This is a genomic window from Rhodococcus sp. C1, assembly GCF_020809065.1.
In the GTDB taxonomy this organism is placed as follows: Bacteria; Actinomycetota; Actinomycetes; order Mycobacteriales; family Mycobacteriaceae; genus Rhodococcus_F; species Rhodococcus_F qingshengii.
This window is the reverse complement of record NZ_CP078080.1, coordinates 6,278,176-6,296,454: the sequence shown is the minus strand read 5'-3', so window position 1 is coordinate 6,296,454 and position 18,279 is coordinate 6,278,176. Positions and strand designations below refer to the sequence as shown.

The window sequence follows — 18,279 nt, the reverse complement described above, 5'->3', positions numbered from 1 at the left end:
GGACCTACGAAATGCGGTCGGCTACCGAAAGTTCTTCTGCGAGAAGCTCGGCGAAGGTGAAGGTGCCGGTCGGCTGATCGTCTTGACCCAGTAGGTACAGCCGCTTGACCGAGATCAAGATGGCTTCGGCGATGGTGTCACGCATCCGCGGATTCGTCAGTACCGCAACGTCGGACGCGTTGGACAGGTAGCCGAGATCGATCTGTACCGTCGGCATGTTGGTCAGGCGCAACAACTCCCACGTTCGACCGTGAGTTCTGCAGTCCCGCAACGGAGTTCGCGCAACGATCTCGCGCTGAACGAAACCGGTCAACACCTGCCCGATCATCGAGACCGAACCGTGCGAATTTCCGAAGTGGAAGCTCGCGACGCCGTTCGCCGACGGGCTCGAGTTGCTGTCGCAGCGCAGGGAGATCATCAGATCGGCGTCGAATGCGTTGGACGTCAGCGCGCGCTCGGCCTCGCTCGGATCGGCGTTGTGCGGGCGGGAGAGGAAGGTTTCCATCCCGGTTGCTGCCATCCGCCCCTCGAGGCGCATAGCCAGATCCCACAGGATGTCGGCTTCGGAGATGCCGTTGACGATGGTGCCGGTGGACGGACCACCGAGGCCTGGATCGATGACGATGCGCTTGCCGCCCAGCTGTGGGCCCTTGCGCCTCACCAGCTCCTCTTCGCTGATCGCGTGCGGCGATCCGCCGGTGACGCGAGTTCCCAGCAGTTCCAGCGAACGCAGTGTCTGCGGTCCGCAGATACCGTCGGCGGCAATCCCGATTTCACGCTGGAAAGACGAGAGAGATTCGTGGGTCTGCGGGCCGAAGAAACCGTCGACCCGACCTGCGTAGAAGCCCAGGTCCTGCAATTTGGCCTGCAGAGCTGCGACGTCGTCGCCGTACAGCGGCGCAGAAAGCTGGTAAATCAACGTACGGGCGCCCAGGCGGTACGAGGCCTCGCGAAGTGACCGATAGGTGGCCGGGCCCACGATGCCGTCGACAAGGAGCCCACGCTGCTGCTGGAAGGCGCGAACGGCGCTGTCGAGTTGATGATCGAAGATGGCGTCGGGTGCAACCCAGTGGGCACCGTCGGCGCTTTCACGTCGAATACCGGAAGTTCCGTGATGGAGGTATCCCAGCTTCGTCAATGTGCCCCGAATCTCGGCGACGGCCGGGCCGTGATCGCCGTGTCGGAGTCTGTGCATGCGTGAAAGCCTCTCGGATCGGTTAACGAATTCGATCGATGTGCCTGGTCGTAGACCCGATCAGGCACATCGATCGATTATCTCAGAAATTCTGTGGATTGCGAGAATCCACGATGCTCATCCAGCCGTCAGAGAACGTCTGCGAGGTCCTTGAGCAGCGCGGCCTTGCCCTTGGCGCCGACGATCGTCTTGATCGGCTTGCCGTCCTTGAACAGGATCATCGTCGGGATCGACATGACCTGGAAATCGCGGGCGGCCGCCGGGTTGGCGTCGATGTCGAGCTTCGCGACGGTCAGCTTCTCGCTGTTCTCACCGGCGATCTCCTCGAGGACCGGGGCGACCATCTTGCACGGGCCGCACCAGGTTGCCCAGAAATCGACCAGAACGGGCTTGTCGCTGCCCAGGACGTCCTGCTTGAAGGAATCGTCGGTGATGGTGACGGTATTCGACACTGTTACTCCTCGAGGGTTGGGTTCGACAGCTTGGTGAATCAGGGAGCGCCGACGACGTCGACCGTGTGGCCGGCTGCGTCGAGCGTGTTGGCGGTGATGTCGCCGCGGTCGGCCAGCCAGCGTTCGGCGTCGATTGCTGCGGAGCATCCGGTGCCGGCAGCGGTGATCGCCTGACGGTACGTGTGATCGACCAGGTCACCGGCAGCGAAGACGCCGTCGACGGAGGTCGCGGTGGAACCGGGAGCGACGCGCACGTATCCGGCGTCGTCGAGATCGACCTGGCCCTTGACGAGCTCACTGCGCGGGTCGTGGCCGATGGCGACGAACATGCCGGTGATCTCGAGTGTGGAGGTCTCACCCGTGACGGTGTCACGAACGACGAGCCCGGTGACGCTGTTCTCGCCGAGGACCTCGACGGGCTCCGCGTTGGTCAGGAAGCGGATCTTCTCGTTGGCCTTGGCGCGCTCGAGCATGATCCGTGAGGCGCGGAATTCCTCGCGGCGGTGCACCAGGGTGACCGAGCGAGCGAAGCGGGTCAGGAAGGTTGCCTCTTCCATCGCGGAGTCGCCGCCGCCGACCACGACGATGTCCTGGTCACGGAAGAAGAAGCCGTCGCAGGTGGCGCAGGCGCTGACGCCGCGGCCGAGGAGGCGTTCTTCACCGGGAATGCCGAGGTAACGGGCTGCCGCGCCCATGGCGAGGATGATCGCGTGCGCGGCGTACGTTTCGCCGTTCGCGACGACCGTCTTGATCGGGCCGCTGAGATCGATCTCTTCGACGTCCTCGGTGCGGATGTCGGTATCGAAGCGAAGTGCCTGCTCACGCATCTGTTCCATCAGGTCGGGGCCCATGATTCCTTCGCGGAATCCGGGGAAGTTCTCGACCTCGGTGGTGGTCATGAGGGCGCCACCGAACTGGGTTCCCTCGAAGAGCAGGGGCTGGAGCTCAGCGCGCGCGGTGTAGACACCAGCGGTGTAGCCGGCCGGTCCGGAACCGACAATGATGACGTCATGGACCGCGGGCGTGTTTTCCAGCTGGGTGGTCATGCGAGCCTTCCAATAGTGAGTGCAGACCCTCCGCTTCTTGGAGAGCCGTACCGATCAACACCAGGATAAGGGGTGTTGTTCCCGCACTCCGCTGGAAAGTGGCTCACAGCCGGCAGCTCACACGCGGGACTCACGGGGCGGGGCGCGGTGCCTCCCGAACCACAAGCGCGTCCCGAACCACACAGCGCGTGCCGGTGTAGATGGTGGGCATGCACTTGTTGCAGTGGATACACAACCCCTCGTCGACGCTCTCGGCTTGGAATTTGTTGACCAGTTGTGGGTCCCTGAGGAGCGCACGCGCCATGGCGACGAATTCGAATCCTTCATCCAGTGCGTGCTCGATGGTGTCGACGCGGTTGATGCCGCCGAGCAGGATCAGTGGCATCCTCAGCGCCTGTCGGAACTGACGGGCGAAGGGCAGGAAGAAGCCCTCCTCGAACGGGTACGTCGGAAAGAGTTTGGGACCGTAGAACTTCAGCCCGTACCCGACGAGTTTGGGTTGGGAGGCGACAAACTCAGCCAGTGGGACCTCGCCGCGGAAGAAGTACATTCCGTTGAGAAGTGAACTGCCACCGGTCAATTGCATCGCGTCCAGATGGCCGTCGGCTTCGAGGATCTGGGCGATCGGCAGGCTCTGGTCGAGCCACAGACCTTTCGGCACCCCATCGGACATGTTGAATTTCGCGGTGACCGCCACGCTGGATCCAGCGGCCCGTCGCACCGCTTCGACGACTCGACGCGGATACTCGGCGCGCTTGGCGACGCTGCCACCGTATCGATCGTGGCGCTTGTTCAGATTGGGGCTCATGAACGAACTGAGGAGGTAGTTGTGGCCGAGATGGACCTCGATGGCGTCGAATCCTGCGTCCACGGCGACGTGAGCGGTCCGTTCGAAGTCGGAGACGACACCGTCGAGTTCGGCGAGCGTCGCGCCCTTGACGAGGCCCATCGCGGGCGGACTCAGCCGGGTCGACGGCGCCAGAGTCTTCGTCTTGTTGGAGAGCGTGTTGGCGACCAGTCCCGCGTGGCCGATCTGCGCCGCAGCAAGTGCGCCTTCGGCGTGGACGGCGTCGGTCAGTCTGCGTAGTCCCGGCAGCGCGCGCTCGTCCATGACAAGGGTGTCGCGGTGGACTCGTCCACCTGGTGAGACGGCGCAGTAGGCGACAGTGGTCATCGCGGCCCCGCCGCGGGCCACCTCGGCGTGGAAGTTGATCAGATCGTCCGAGACCGCTCCCCGGGGCATGACGCCCTCGAACGTTGCAGCTTTGACGATGCGGTTGCGCAAGGTCAGAGGGCCGAGACGTGCGGGTTCGAATATCGACGGTGTGGGCGCTGTGGTCATTTTCAACTTCCTGCGGCGGCCTGATCTTTACGATGCCAGTGGACTCGTAACTACGACGATATAGCGCCTTCTCCCAATCTGTCCGACAATTCGACACGATGAATGCCACAGGATCAGGTCGCCCACGAGACCCACGCATCGACGACACAGTCCTCGAGGTCACCCGAGCGATGCTCCTCGAGGTCGGTTGGGATCAACTCAGTCTCCGGGCGATCGCGGCACGGGCAGGGGTCAGCCGAGCCTCGATGTCGCGGCGATGGCCGTCGAAGGCACATCTTGTTCTCGGGTCGATCCTGGGGGCGACACCGGACCTGACACCGTTCGAGGGCACCGATCGCGACGGCTGGATCCGTTGGGTGGTGGAGGGAAGTGCTCAGCTCTTCTCCCGTCCCGAGGTTCGCGCCGCGTCGCCAGGATTGCTGGCGGCCCTGCGCGACCACGACGACCTGCGCAACGAATTGTGGCGCGGGTTCAGTGGACCGAGTACCCAACTGTTCCTTCAGAACGCCGAAGATCCTGAATCGGCACTGCTCGATGCCAAGGCCGTGCTGGTATTGGCGGCCGGGGCAGCGATGTTTTCGAGTCTGATAGCGGTCGAGGATGATACGGACGCATTGCGTGGGAGAATCCTCGAGCTCTTACTCCCGGCGGCAACACCGCGCTGACCGTCGACGTCAGCCGATGTTCTTGACCGACAACGTATTCGGATTCCCGTCGCTGCAGTTGATGCCAACAGTCAGTGCAGTGATCTGACGCGGCTGCGATCCCGTGAAGAGTAGGACTATCGCCGGCGCCCCGTCGATGCGAATCTCGCCGGAACCGAGCAAAGGCCGGCCCTCGTCGATGCCGTTGGCGCGTAGGCATCCGGCAAGTTTGGATGGATCATCCAGTGGTCCAAGGTTTTTGGATCCGACGAGTGAGAGCAGAGACGCCGAATCCGGATCGTCGACAGCAGACGTCGCCGGTGTGCTCGGTTGAGCGACAACACTTTCGGCAGGTTCGGAATCTCGGGTTCCGACAACAACGATCACGAAGGCTACCAACACGGCTGCTGCGGCACCGAGAACCCACGCTTGTGGGCGCCGCCGGAACGGCACGATAGCTGCCTCAGCTGGCGGCTCCAGCTGTTCTGACTGTAGATCCAGTGCCGAATTGATTCGCTCGGCAAGCGAATTCGGAATCCGTTCGTGAGTGGCCTTGCTCGAGTTCAGTGTCGCGAGTGATGCCGTGACGCCGTCAAGGGCGGTGACAAATGCATGGGCGTCAGGGTCTGCGTGTACCACCGGCCACAGAGCCGCACTGGTTTCGGAATCGAGAACCCCGGCGTGAAGATCTGCGAGTAGGTCTTCTGAAAACGGAGGCGACGGAACGCGAACAGACGGATCTGTCATGAACCCTCCCTCGGCAGTCGGTGCGGACCCTTACAAGATAGGACGCGGCCGGTTCACGAATGGTTCCCGCCTTCGCGAAAGTCCTCCAACTGGGCGGCGAGACGCTTGCGCGCGCGGGCGCAGCGACTCTTCACGGTCCCTACGGGTACTCCCAACCTCTCGGCGGCCTCGGCCACCGGATACCCCTCGACATCGACGGCGACGACGGCAGCACGCTGCTCAGGGGGCAGCGATGCCAGTGCCTGTTCGACGGTCAGGCTCATGTCCACTCCTGCCGCGTAATCGCGGTGATCGCGGGGTTCCTCCGCATTCTCGGAAGACAGAGAAAACGCGGTCCGCGATTTGTTGCGTCGGATCCGGTCGAGGCAGGCATTGACCACGATGGTGTGGAGCCAGCTGCGCACCGCCGCGTCACCGCGAAACTTCGCCGCCTTGCGGTGCGCGGACAGCAGACCCTCCTGGAGAGCGTCTGCCGCATCCTCGTCCGAGTAGCTCGTTCGCCGGGCAACGTGCCACAGATGATCCTGATGCCGGAGCAGTAGTTCACGGAACGCGTGTCGATCGCCCGCGACATGAGCGGTCAACAATTCGAAATCCGTCGCCTCGAGATTCTTGTTCTCGAGACTTCTGGATTCGAAATTTCCGGCTCCGCCCCCGGTGCCCCCCCGATAACTGTGCACGGGCGGATATTAGCCCAGTCGGTAGGTTTCAGAAGGGCCAAGGGCGATCACTTTGCAGCAGTGAATGCAATCTCCGAGATGGATGTCTGGTTTTGTCCGGATTCGGTGCTGAGCTGCGTAATCCAAACCAGGACATACTGACCCGAGCCGTCCGACGTGACTGGAATCTCGGTCACGCCGTTCTTCAGGACACCCGATCCGATTTCCTTGGTCTGATCCAGCGAAGTATTAGCAGAAGGGGCAGAACGGATTTCAACGACGGTTCCCGGCGAATCAGACGTGATCGCAACGTTCTTCAGGTTGGCGGCATCGGCAAGCGTCACCATCAGGCCGACGCCGTTCTTCAGGGACGGGAAGGGCTGGAAGTACGAGTCCGACGACCATGCGGTGGCCGGATTGCCGTCGATGGCGTTCTTCGCTGTTGCCGGCTGATCCGGCGTTCCCTGGGGTGAGAACACCGTTACGGCCGAGGAAGCTACCGGAACGGTTGCTGCCGCCGGTGCGGGCGCCGGTGAATTGTTCTCGGGCGCAGTGGCTTCGGTGGTCAGTCCGAAACTCTGCTCGCTGAGCGGGGTGTCGTTACTGCCACCCGAGAGGAAGCTCGCTACCCACACCACAAGGAGAATCAGGACGATCACGGTGAAGACACCGAGCGCCGTCAGTGCCGCGAGCATCCGCGTCGACTTCTTCTTCTCGGCCTCGATGGCTTCGGGGTCGTTCAGTGCATGACCCGACGCACCCTGTTCGCGGTGGCCGAGACGAAGTGCCGGAATCATTTCCGTCTTGTCGTTGACGACGGACGCCTGATCGAGGATGTGCTGCACGGTGGCAGCAGTGCGGATTCCACTCTCCGACTGCAACGCTCGAACTGCAACGGCCGAGATGTCGAACGGAACCTCCGGACGGACGACGCGAGGCTCGACGATGTTCCCGTCGGCGCCGCGGCCGGCGGGAAGCAAACCACCGACGGGACCGGCGGACGGATCGGCGAGCGGCCAGCGCGCCGTGATGAGCGAGTACAGCATGGCGCCGAGACCGCGGACGTCGCTGGTGGAATCGGCGTCGGCAAGCGTCGCCGGGAACGCCAGTACGGCGTCACCGTTGATGCTGATGCGAATGCGGTCCGGGTGATCGATGGACAGCGCACCGCCGGTGCGGTGAGCAGCTTCGGCAGCCGCCGCGAGGGCGCGGATGGCGCGGGCTGCACCGATCGGCGACGGCGTCGTCTCGGCCATCTCACGCAGCGAGCGGCCGGGAGTCCATTCGGCGACGACGATGCCGCCCGAGCTTCCGCGGACGACGTCGAGGACGCGAGCCAGACCGGGCGAGTTGATTCGTCCCAGGCGCAGAGTGCGTGAGAGAACTGCCTGCGGTCCGGACTGGCTGTCGTCGTCACCGCGCTGATCGGCGTCGACGAACGTCAGGGCTACTTCACGGTCGAGCTTGACGTCGAGAGCTTCCCAGAACTGCAGTCCGCGGGTTCCGCCGTGCGGCGCGAGCAGACGGTAGCGTCCGCCGGCGACAGATGCGCCCGGGATGAGCTTGGGTCCACGTGGCATCGGTCGCTGGGCCGGTCGTGATGCGGATCCGGCGGAAGGTGTGCGAGGTGCAGCGGGCGGTGGTGTCTGAGCGGCAGCCGTCTTCTGAGATTCGGGTGCCTTCTTGTCCGGAGCAGGCGTCTTCGGCGCGGGTGTCTTCGAGACAGGTACTGAAGGTGTCTTCGAGACAGGTGCTGAAGGTGTCTTCGACACGGGCGCCGAAGGTGTCTTGGACACACTGACCGGAGGTACCGGCGGAGCGGCCTTCTGCACCGGCGGCTGCGGCTTCTGACCCTGCGGGCTTTGGCCCTGCTGCGGTCGCTGTGCGGGCTGCTGTGGCTTCTGACCCTGCTGTGGCTTCTGGCCGGCAGATGCGGAGGAACTCGTGGATGCAGGTGTGCCCGACGATGCCGTTGACTTCTGTTCGGACGCTTTCACGGCAGAAGTCCCGGCACTCTTGTTGCCGGAAACGTTGTCGTCGCTCACCCTCGCTCCTTCTCCATCGATAGCCCGTCCCCGAATACGCGCGGGTTGCGATCCTGTACGCCCACGACCAGGGTACGGGAGCGCACCCGGTCGTTCTTGCTCGTTTGATTCCGTTCTGATTGCAGGAATCAGCTCGGTGACGTCGTCGTCGGTGTTGTTACGTGTGTCCGGTTCGGCGCGACCTGTCAGTGAACGAATCTTGCGGGAGACCGCAACCGTTACCGACAGGACTTCCGGAACCTTCTTGAAGTAGAGAATCGTGAAGGTGATCGCGAGCATCAGGATGCCGCCGACGGCGACGCGAACCATCGAGCCAGGTCCGCCGAAACGCTCGGTGAGTTGATCGAATCCGAGGACCCGGTCGACCGCGAGCATGGTCAACGACCCGGCCAGCGAGGCGAGTACGACGGACCAGACTGTCTTGCCCACGTTGGCCATCTGCAGGTTTCCGAGGCTGCGGTGCAGGAGGTATCCGCCGATGACGGCGCCGGTGATGTAGCCGAGACCGTTGGCCGCACCGAGCAGGATCACGACCTGATCGCTGTTGGACGCGAAGACCGGAGCCAGCGCCGAGAAAGCGATCTTCACTGCAGTGATGCCGAGAACGATCCACGTCGGCGTCCAGGCCTGTTCGCGGGCGTAGAACACTCGAAGTTGGATCAGGACCAGTGCGTACGGAATCAACGTGAATGCCGACCAGCTCACAGCGGTGCCGAGTCGTTCGGCCTGTTCGGGTCCGAAGCGGCCGTAACCGTAGAGCGCTTCACCGACCTGCGGGCCCATGAAGGTCAGGAACATGATGATCGGAACCAGCGTGATCATGGTCAGACGCGTTGCGACCGACAGATCGTCCACGACGGCCGGGGTGTCGTCGGCAGCAGCGTTGCGGCTCAGGCGCGGCATGATCGCCGTCAGAACCGTCACTCCGAGCACGCCGTACGGGAGCTGCAGGAGCAACCAGGCCTGGCTGTAGATGGCAGGGCCGGCTTCGTCGGCGTGGGAGGAGATCTTGGTCGCGAAGATCATGCCCATCTGGCTGATCAGGACGTACAAGACGATGGCGACGGCCATGCCGCCGAACTGGCGCAGGCGGTCGTCGAGACCCCACAGCGGCTTGAGCGAGATCTTCTCGCGGCGAAGCGCGGGGATCAGGCTGGCTGCCTGCACGATGACGCCGATGGTGATGCCGATGCCGAGGGTAAGCAGCTTTGCATCGCCCATCGAGACCGGATCAAGCGAGATCTCACCCGGAGTCAGGCGATAGACCACGAGCACCACGAGGACGACGACATTGTTGAGTACGGGAGCCCAGGCTCCGGGCTTGAAGATCTGTCTGGTGTTCAGAAACGCTGTGAACAGCGCCGACAGCCCGTAGAACAGGATTGCCGGCAGAAGCAGATACGACAGCGCCGTGGTCAGGTCGGTGCTGACCTTGCCGTCTTCGGACAGGAAGACGTATTTGGTGAGTACGGGTGCTGCCAGGGTCGCGAGCAGCGCGGCCATGCCGAGTAGAACGAGCGACGCCGTGAAGAGGCGTCGGACAAACGCTTCGCCGTGATCGGCGTCCTCCCGCTCGGCGCGAACCAGCACGGGGACGACGATGGCGGTCAGCACGGCGCCCAGAACCAGTTCCGCGATCATGTTCGGAATCTGGCTGGCGACGGTGAACGAGCTGGCGATGGCGGGGCCGAGGACCATCAGGATCATCAACTGCTTGGCGAATCCCGTGATGCGGCTCGTCAGCGTCGCGATCGCGATGGAACCCGTTGCCGCGAGGAGTCGAGAGTTCGTCTCCTTGCGTTCCCCGACCTGGACATGGGCGTCGGTGTCGAACTCGTCCGACGTGGTCGTCTGCCGGTCGGCGAATTCCATCTCGGCTTCGCGGTACCGGGGGTAGTCGCGGATCACCGGGATGGTCATGGTGGGTGCGTCGTCGAAACGTGCGTCCGGGTTGACCGGCTGAATCGGGTAACCGCGCTCCCACGGTGGCATCCGAGGATGCGAGCGGGTCGCGGCACTCTTGCGGGTGATCGCCGAGCGGCGACCCTCCTCGGGTGGATTCCCGGTCATGAGCGTTCGTACCCTTCATCTGCTGGGTCCGGCTGACCCTTGAATCGATGCCACAGCCGTCGCCCTGCCAGGAACAGCAGCAACCCTCCCGCTGTCGCCGTCACGGCGGCCAGGGGACGACCGTACGCATTCGACCGTACGGTCACGCTGGTCGGCGTACCCAATTGGCGGCCATCTGTCGTGGTCAGCGAGAAGTTGACTTCCAGCTTGCGAGAATCGTTCATTTCCGCGGGCACAGTCAACTGTCGGCTACCTCGCGGCGGAAGCTGTTTGGGACCGATGTCACTGATCTGCATCTCGGGTGGGGCTTCCACACGCAGGTCGACGTTGATGGCGATGGGCAGCTCGTTGCGCGCCACCAGCAGGAGCGGACTCTGCCCCGACGCGAGGGTGTAGACGCCGCCCGGAGACACCACACTGACGGCCCGGTACATCCCGTCGACGGCTTCGGTGACGTTGTCGGCGCGGATGGTCGCGGCCCGCTCCGCCCGATTGACCGACGCGGAGTCGACGTTGCGGCGATCGGCCAAGGTCATCGAACGGAGTAGATCTTCGCGGAGCGGCGCCGTGAATCCCCGGGGGGTGAGCGAAGCCGCCGGATCGTCCACGAGCGAAGCTTCGAGCCCGTCGATACGCGGAAGTTGGGTGGTTGCGGTCTCGACGACGGACGTTTGCGGACCGTCCTGGGTAGCCCGGTCCGGGTAGTCGAGAGTGGCGGCGTCCGTCGCGCCCGGTTGCCTGCCGAGCAGTGCCGGCAGGGCCTGAGGTGAGGCGAGCCCGGACCGGATGAGGGTCGCGAGCATCGAGAGCACCGCCGTGGCGTCGTTGCTGTCGGCGGTCCACAGTTGCGGCGGCGCGAAGATCTGATTGCGCGGCAGCGACGTCGGCGTCAGCGCGGCCCAGGCCATCGCCCCCAGCGCGTCCTGACGCCGGGCGCTGCGCGATTCGATGTCGATGGTCGGCGCGGTGTCGTCGGGGATGTACGACGGGACCTGCGGCTCCGAGCCGGTGGCGGCCAACGCTGCTGCCGCCGAGGTGTCGAAGGCAAGCGCGTCGAGTGAGCCGGTTATCCGCGACGACAGCTGCGGAGCTGCCGAGTCGACGGAAGTGTCAGCCACCATCGCTGTGGTGGGATTCACGCTCAGCACCTCTGCGGTGGCCGAGTCGAGGACACCCGAATCCGGCCAGACGAAATCTCGCAGTGAGGTCACGCCGAGGATGTTGTCGACGATGTCCGCCGGCCGTGTGAGCGCGGTAGCCGTCAACTCCGGATTGGCCACCGAGGTGACCGCGGCGAGATCGGACTGCGCGAACGGAACCGCCGTCGTGCACATCGAGGACGCGAGGGTCTTCACCCGGCCGAGCCACTGGTTGGCGGCGTCGCTGCCGCGGCCTTCGTGCGACGGCCCGGTGGGGTCGGACGAGTTGTCGGCCACGAGGTATCCGCGAGTCATGTTCTCGACGGTGATCAGAAGGTCGGGGTCGATTGCCAGGCAGAGCGCATCCGTGACGCGTCGATCGGTATCGCTCTCGGGCTTGGTGGCGTTCTCCACCGCATCGACCAACGCGTCCAGACGGCCGCCGTCGGAAAGTTCGGTGGCAAGTTCGTCGTCGATCAGGCGTACGGGCTCGTTGACCGCGCCCGGGATTCCGCCGACGAGTCGTGGCGCGTCGGCCAGCGGCCACATGAGCGTGACGCCGATCGGGGCGGACGTGTCGGGGGGAACGACCGCCGTGGCGGACGAACTGGGGGTTCCGGCTGTGGCGTTCGATTCGGCTGCGGCCGGCACACCGAGGACGGGGAGCAGGAAGCGTGCGTCGTCGAGTCGGGCGGCACCGCCGTACTCCGGGGTGCCGTTCACGTTGACGAGCATCGGGTAGACGCCCGGTTCGGTGATGTCGAGAGACAACCCGGTAGTGCTCCGCAACGGCAAGGTGAGCGTGAACTGCTTGGACTGGCCGGTGTCGAGGGTGGTGGCAACGGTGTCGAATTCGCCGACCGTGTCGAAAACGGCCTGGTCGAAGTCGAGTGCTGCGCGCACGTCCGAACTGGAGTCGATCGCGGGAGCGCGTTGCAGCCTCACTCCGACGTCCTCGACGGGACGGTCACCGACGTTCTTCACCGTCCCCTTGACCACGACGTTGCGGTCGCTGGTGGTCGTCACCGTGGTCGGTGCGGTGGAGTCGATGGTCAGCTGCAGAAATTTGGCATCGTTGGTGTTTCGCGCCGGGGCGCGCTCACTGGGCTGGCTGGACGGCGCTGCCCATGCGACGGCCGTCGTTGCAGGCCCGAAACCGACAGCGGCCATCACCAGAGCGGCCACACCGGCCCGCCGCAGTGCCATTCTCATCCGGCGTCCGGTTCCTTCGGGCGCTGTTCTTGCCGTATTTCCGTTCGCGGCATCTCGGCGATCATCTGGGACGCGAGTTCTGCGAGTTTGCGCTCGTCGGCGTATGCGAGGCGCGAGTGCAATTCCGTCAGCGGCACCCAGGCGACTTCGGTGACCTCGATGTCCTCGTCGGAGAGTTCACCGCCGAGAAAGCGGAGGAGGTAGTGGTGCACGGTCTTGTGGACGCGTCGACCTTCGGTCACGAACCAGTAGTCGATGCTGCCCAGCGGTGCCAGGACGGTTCCCTGGATACCGGTTTCTTCTTCGACCTCACGCATCGCGGTCTGCTCAGCGGTCTCACCTTGTTCGATATGGCCCTTCGGTAGCGACCAGAGCAGGCGTCCGCGGCGGTCGGTTCGGCCGATCAGCGCAGCGCAGAGGCGTTCCGGGGGTCCTCCCCAGCCGTCGACGACCAAGCCGCCCGCAGAAGTTTCACGGACGGTTCGCATCAAAGGTTTATCGGGGTTGCCGACGGCAGGTCGACGCCGCGGGTTGCGGCGACTCCTGTTTGTTCGTTCGGCACCAGACACCTCATCGATACTAGTTGGCGTTGCAGCGTTGCCCGGTAACCCGCGCAAAGCGGTCTATCGCGTTCGTATGCGCGTTCTGCTATTTGCGCACCTTAAGTAAGCTCCTTTCACGTGACTGTCCCTACCTCCGACGCTGATCGCCGCCTACGACTGCTTGCCGACGCCACTGCAACGCTCGGCACGTTGTCCGACGTGTTGAACCCGCTCGGTGAGCGTTTTGCTGCGGCCGGTCACGAGCTGTTCCTGGTGGGTGGCAGTGTTCGCGACGCGATCCTCGGCCGCTTCAGTGGCGATCTGGACTTCACGACGGACGCCAGGCCGGAGAAGGTTCAGGCTCTGCTCAAGGGCTGGGTGGACAAGCAGTGGGACACGGGCATCGAGTTCGGGACCATCAGCGCCATCAAGCACGGCCAGGAGATCGAGATCACGACCTTCCGGGCCGACGCTTACGATCGCGTCTCTCGTAATCCGATAGTCGAGTACGGCACGACGTTGGCCGACGATCTGGTGCGCCGCGATTTCACCGTCAACGCGATGGCGATGAAGATCGGCGCGGACGGTTCCTACACGTTTGTCGATCCGCTGAACGGCATGGACGCGCTGTTGGCCGGAGAGCTCGATACGCCGTCGGCGCCGGAAAACTCGTTCAACGACGATCCGCTGCGGATGCTGCGTGCTGCCCGGTTCGTCTCGCAGCTTGGTTTCACGTTGAACAATCGTGTTTTCGAGGCCATCAAGGAGATGGCGTCGCAGATCGAGCGGATCACCGCCGAGCGTGTGCAGGTGGAGCTGAACAAACTGATGCTGGGCATGTACCCGGTGGACGGCATCAACATGATGGTCGACTCCGGACTGGCTGCATACGTGCTGCCCGAGGTTCCGCAGATGAAGCTCGAGATCGACGAGCATCACCAGCACAAGGACGTCTACCAGCACTCCCTCACGGTGCTCCAGCAGGCGATCGATCTCGAAGAAGGCGATCCGGACCTTGTATTGCGTTGGGCAGCACTGCTTCACGACATCGGAAAGCCGGATACCAAGCGTAACGAGCCTGGCGGTGGGGTCAGCTTCCACCACCACGAGGTGGTCGGCGCCAAGCTGGTGCGCAAGCGCATGCGGGCACTGAAGTTCTCGAAGCAGATGGTCGACGACGTCTCACAGCTCGTGTTCCTGCACTTGCGTTTTCACGGCTACGGCAAGGGACAGTGGACCGACTCGGCGGTGCGGCGGTACGTCACCGACGCGGGCGAGCTGCTCCCCCGCTTGCACAAGCTCGTGCGGGCCGATTGCACCACACGCAACAAGCGTCGCGCCGCGCAGCTGCAGGCCACGTACGACGACATCGAAGAGCGGATCGCGCGCATCGCCGAGCAGGAAGACCTTGCTCGGGTGCGTCCGGACCTCGACGGCAACGCCATCATGGAACTGCTCAACATCCCGGCCGGCCCGCAGGTGGGCAAGGCATGGACGTTCCTCAAGGAATTACGTCTGGATCGCGGCCCGCTCGAGCGTGACGAGGCCGAGGCCGAACTGCTGAAGTGGTGGGCTACCCAGCAGGGCTAGTTTCTCGTTTCTTGCGGTTGATCAGCACCGCTGACAATCCGGCGGCATAGACACCCGCACCGGCAACGGCCAGGCCGACGCTCTTGCCGTCGGGTGCGATCACCGTCGACGCTGCCGCGATCGCACCGATGAACGCGACGTTGAACACGGTGTCCTGCAGGGCGAATACCTGACCACGACGGTCGTCGTCGATGTCGATCTGCATGGCCGCGTCGCCGCTGAGTTTCACGGACTGGCCGGCGATGCCGAGCAGGAAAGCGGCAATCAGCAGCGACCCCTGAGTCAGCGTGGTCACGAAGACGAGCTGGACGAGAACCGCGCACACCAGGGCGTAGGTGATCGTCCGTGAGCGACCGATCCGCGGGATGAGGAACGGTGTGATCAATGCCGCGATCAGCATTCCGATTGCCGTGGCGCCGACGGCGACACCGAATCCGGCCATCCCTCCGGGTAATTGGGAGCCGTTCGAGGTGTCGCGTAGGACCAGCACCATGATGAGGGTGTTGATGCCGAAGCAGATGCGGTGCGCTCCGATTCCGATCATCGCCGTGGTGACGCCGGGCGCCTCCCAGACAGCGGTTGCCCCGGTGCGCAGTCCGGCCGTCACCGAACGGACGGCACTGGCGCGGACCACTTCGTCGGCGACCGGACCAAGTGAGCGGGCGGTGAACCTGGCCGCGGCGAGGGCCGCGATCATCGATCCCAGTGCTGCGATGGCCACGGCGGCACCTGACGCTCGATCCCCCGCGCCGATCATGCCGATGATCGCCACCGCTGCCGAAGCACCAAGAGCGGCTACCACCGAACCAGCCGTTGTGAGAACGGAATTGGTTGCCACCAGCCACGATTGTCGGACGACCTTCGGCAGGGCTGCGGATACGCCTGCCCCGACAAAGCGGCTGACCCCGATCGCAGCAAGCGCACACGTCAACAACAGAGTGTCACCGCCGCCGGCGACCAGCAGCACCGCGGTGGTCAGGATGAAGAGCCCGCGGAGCACGCTCGCCCACAGGAGCACCAGGCGGCGGTCCCAACGATCCAGCAGAGCGCCGGCAAAGGGGCCGATCACCGAATAGGGAAGGAGCAGTACGGCAAAGCCGGCCGCTATCGCCACCGGATCGGTTTCGCGTTCCGGGTTGAAGAGGATTGCGCCGCCGAGCGCGGCCTGGAACATTCCGTCGCCGAACTGGCTGGAAAAGCGGACGAGCGCCAGCCTTCCGAGGCCGGGTGATTCACGCAGGGTGTGCAGTACGCGCTGCCAGGCCTCGCGGCGGTTCGAGGCTCGGTTCATAAGCGGAAACTGTAGTGGGTGGGTCAGGCGCCGATCTTGACGGTGGCCCGCTCGAGGATCGGCGCGACGTCGACGCCCCTCGGCAGCGTTCCGAACACACTCCCCCAGCTGTTTCCGAGCCGACTCGCGCAGAACGCGTCGGCCACCGCGGGGTGCCCGTAGCGGAGCAACAGCGAGGCCTGCAGCGCGAGCGCCATGTCGCCGACGATCTTTCGTGCCCGGTATTCGATGTCGTCGAAATCGCCGAAAGCCGCCTGGAGATCCCGCACGGCCTGATCGAAGTGGCCGTCCACTCCACTGGCTCGTTTCAGCTCGTCGAAGAACACCTGCAGTGTTTCGGGTTGCTTGGCCATCGCCCGCAGTGTGTCGAGCGCCGCGACGTTGCCGGAACCCTCCCACACCGAAAGCAGCGGAGCCTCGCGATAGAGGCGCGGCATCCGGGATTCCTCCACGTATCCGTTTCCGCCCAGACACTCGAGTGCCTCGGCAGCGTGGATCGGTCCGCGCTTGCAGACGAAGTACTTACTCACGGCCAACGAAATGCGTCGTAGTGCGCTGGCGTGGGCATCGCCTGCGGTTGCGCGGTCGGTCAGAGCGGCCAGCCACATCGCGACGGTGGTCGACGCTTCCGATTCCACCGCCAGATCTGCCAGAACGTTTCGCATCAAGGGTTGGTCGATCAGGTTGGCGCCGAAAGCACTTCGATGATTCGCGTGGTGAACTGCCTGCATGGTGCCGACGCGCATGCCGGTGGCCGTGCCGATCGTGCAGTCCAACCGGGTCATGTTGACCATCTCGATGATGGTGCGCACGCCCCGGCCTTCCTCGCCGACCATCCACGCGAGAGCGTCGAGGTACTCGACCTCACTACTCGCGTTGGAATGATTGCCCAACTTGTCCTTCAGACGCTGCAGGAACATGTTGTTGAGCGAGCCGTCCGGCAGGACCCGAGGCAGGAAGAAGCACGACAGACCACCCGGTGCCTGGGCGAGGACGAGGAACACGTCCGACATCGGCGCGGAGGTGAACCACTTGTGGCCCGTCAGCAGGTAGCTGCCGTCGGATTGTGGCACTGCCCTTGTGGTTCCGGCACGAACATCCGAACCGCCCTGTTTTTCCGTCATCGACATACCGGCGATCAATCCGGGTTTGGTGAGGGGAGCTTTCAGCGCCGAATCGTAGTGCCGCGTGGTCAGGAGGGGTTCGTACTGCGCGGCCAGATCCGCGTTGTGCCGCAGCGCGGGGATCACGGCGTACGTCATGGAGATGGGACAGCCGTGGCCGGCATCGGTTTGACCCCACACGGCCATCTTCGCGGCGCGGACGAGGTGTGCGTGTCGATTCGGGTCAACCCACGGAGCGCCGTGCAGTCCCAATTCCACTGCGGTGCTCATGAGTTGGTGATAGGCGGGGTCGTAACGGACCTCGTCGATGCGGTTGCCGTAGCGCTCGTGGGTTCTCAGAACAGGTGGGTGCTCCTCGGCCAGATCGCCCCACTCCTGGGCCTGAGCACTGCCGGCGCGGATCCCGACGCGATGAACCTCTTCGAGTGCATCCGATGCGCCTTCACGGTGGAGTGCCTCGAGGATCGGCGCGTATTCGGCTGCGTCGTAATCGATCAGGGGCGGAACCTGATTGGTGACTTCATGCGTGGGTGTCATCGAAGCTCCCTAACGATCGAAGGGTGAAGGCGAGAATGGCGTCGATCGCAGCGGGATCGGTGGTGCCTCCGCGCAGTGGAAGGATCAGGGCCTCGCCGATTGCCCCGACGATGCACGCTGCCGTCAGAGTGGCGTCCTGTGGCGGTATCTCACCGGTGTCGACTGCCGAACGAATTGCGGTGGCCAGGCAATCGCGGAACGATTCGCGAAACATGAGACGCTGTTCGTCGACGAGTGGGTCCACCGGTTCCACCAGCAGGGCATAGGCGAGAACCGGTGCGCGCATGGCACGTTCGGCGAAGGTCCGAACAGACGCTGATACCGCGGAGCGGTGGTTGCCTTCCAGACGTCGGGCATTGTCTCCGGCGTCCCGAGCTGCGGATACCTCACGGCTGCAGACTGATTGGAACACTTCGGCGAACAATTCGCCCTTGCCGTCGAAATGTCGATACAGCGTCCCGGTGCCGACGCCGGCGTTCTTGGCCACCGCGGCGATGGAACATCCCGCATAGCCGTGGGTTGCCACTGCCGTCGTGGCGGCCTCGAGCAGCCGGGCGCGTTGTGCGTCCAATCTTTCCTGTACTGCCGGAGTGCGGCGATAGGCCATGTGAAGAAGTGAACACCCGTTCCGTTCTTGGGTCAAG

Annotated in this window: 14 protein-coding genes; 2 read left to right on the top strand and 12 right to left on the bottom strand. The window is 64.2% G+C overall.

Going from position 1 to position 18,279, the window contains the following annotated elements; genetic code table 11:
* Positions 1 to 4: 4 nt before the first annotated feature.
* From KTR60_RS29105 to nox, 4 genes are all read right to left on the bottom strand, one after another.
* Positions 5 to 1,195, bottom strand: coding sequence for an N-acetylmuramoyl-L-alanine amidase (locus KTR60_RS29105; protein WP_003942558.1), 1,191 nt, complete (start codon positions 1,193 to 1,195; stop codon positions 5 to 7).
* A 128-nt stretch (positions 1,196 to 1,323) separates the two neighbouring features.
* Positions 1,324 to 1,647, bottom strand: coding sequence for a thioredoxin (gene trxA, locus KTR60_RS29100; protein WP_003942530.1), 324 nt, complete (start codon positions 1,645 to 1,647; stop codon positions 1,324 to 1,326).
* A gap of 38 nt (positions 1,648 to 1,685) precedes the next feature.
* A complete protein-coding gene (trxB, locus tag KTR60_RS29095) occupies positions 1,686 to 2,693 on the bottom strand; it encodes a thioredoxin-disulfide reductase (protein ID WP_003942521.1) in 1,008 nt (335 codons plus the stop codon).
* 130 nt (positions 2,694 to 2,823) lie between these two features.
* Positions 2,824 to 4,035, bottom strand: a complete 1,212-nt coding sequence (nox, locus tag KTR60_RS29090) for an NADH:flavin oxidoreductase (RefSeq protein WP_228401576.1) — start codon at positions 4,033 to 4,035, stop codon at positions 2,824 to 2,826.
* Between the two features lie 98 nt (positions 4,036 to 4,133).
* Between nox and KTR60_RS29085 the strand changes: the two genes are divergently transcribed.
* Positions 4,134 to 4,700 (top strand): helix-turn-helix domain-containing protein, encoded by a 567-nt coding sequence (locus tag KTR60_RS29085; protein WP_030537491.1) that lies wholly within the window; start codon positions 4,134 to 4,136, stop codon positions 4,698 to 4,700.
* Positions 4,701 to 4,709: 9 nt separating this feature from the next.
* Here the strand turns inward: KTR60_RS29085 and KTR60_RS29080 are convergent, their stop codons facing one another.
* The 5 genes from KTR60_RS29080 to KTR60_RS29060 are packed head-to-tail and all read right to left on the bottom strand — an operon-like array spanning position 4,710 to position 13,120.
* Positions 4,710 to 5,426 (bottom strand): hypothetical protein, encoded by a 717-nt coding sequence (locus tag KTR60_RS29080; protein ID WP_214925931.1) that lies wholly within the window; start codon positions 5,424 to 5,426, stop codon positions 4,710 to 4,712.
* Between the two features lie 53 nt (positions 5,427 to 5,479).
* On the bottom strand, positions 5,480 to 6,106 hold the full coding sequence (sigM, locus tag KTR60_RS29075; protein ID WP_228401574.1) for an RNA polymerase sigma factor SigM: 627 nt from the start codon (positions 6,104 to 6,106) through the stop codon (positions 5,480 to 5,482).
* A 47-nt stretch (positions 6,107 to 6,153) separates the two neighbouring features.
* Positions 6,154 to 10,200, bottom strand: a complete 4,047-nt coding sequence (locus tag KTR60_RS29070) for a lipid II flippase MurJ (RefSeq protein WP_228401572.1) — start codon at positions 10,198 to 10,200, stop codon at positions 6,154 to 6,156.
* A complete protein-coding gene (locus tag KTR60_RS29065; RefSeq protein WP_058037556.1) occupies positions 10,197 to 12,551 on the bottom strand; it encodes a DUF6049 family protein in 2,355 nt (784 codons plus the stop codon). The genes KTR60_RS29070 and KTR60_RS29065 overlap by 4 nt, the downstream gene beginning before the upstream one ends.
* A complete protein-coding gene (locus tag KTR60_RS29060; RefSeq protein ID WP_030537486.1) occupies positions 12,548 to 13,120 on the bottom strand; it encodes an NUDIX hydrolase in 573 nt (190 codons plus the stop codon). The genes KTR60_RS29065 and KTR60_RS29060 overlap by 4 nt, the downstream gene beginning before the upstream one ends.
* Before the next feature lie 111 nt (positions 13,121 to 13,231).
* Between KTR60_RS29060 and KTR60_RS29055 the strand changes: the two genes are divergently transcribed.
* The gene (locus KTR60_RS29055) at positions 13,232 to 14,683 is read left to right on the top strand and encodes a CCA tRNA nucleotidyltransferase (RefSeq protein ID WP_003942535.1); all 1,452 of its coding nucleotides are present in this window, start codon (positions 13,232 to 13,234) and stop codon (positions 14,681 to 14,683) included.
* On the opposite strand, the gene KTR60_RS29050 is transcribed toward KTR60_RS29055, so the two are convergent.
* From KTR60_RS29050 to KTR60_RS29040, 3 genes are read right to left on the bottom strand one after another with little or no spacing between them, the layout of a single operon-like run.
* Positions 14,667 to 15,974 (bottom strand): MFS transporter, encoded by a 1,308-nt coding sequence (locus KTR60_RS29050; protein WP_161121371.1) that lies wholly within the window; start codon positions 15,972 to 15,974, stop codon positions 14,667 to 14,669. The genes KTR60_RS29055 and KTR60_RS29050 overlap by 17 nt on opposite strands.
* Positions 15,975 to 15,997: 23 nt before the next feature.
* Positions 15,998 to 17,635 carry an acyl-CoA dehydrogenase family protein gene (locus KTR60_RS29045; RefSeq protein ID WP_228401570.1) on the bottom strand — a complete coding sequence of 546 codons (1,638 nt, stop codon included), beginning with the start codon at positions 17,633 to 17,635 and terminating at the stop codon, positions 15,998 to 16,000.
* Positions 17,619 to 18,242, bottom strand: coding sequence for a TetR/AcrR family transcriptional regulator (locus tag KTR60_RS29040; RefSeq protein ID WP_228401568.1), 624 nt, complete (start codon positions 18,240 to 18,242; stop codon positions 17,619 to 17,621). The genes KTR60_RS29045 and KTR60_RS29040 overlap by 17 nt, the downstream gene beginning before the upstream one ends.
* Between the last annotated feature and the right edge of the window lie 37 nt (positions 18,243 to 18,279).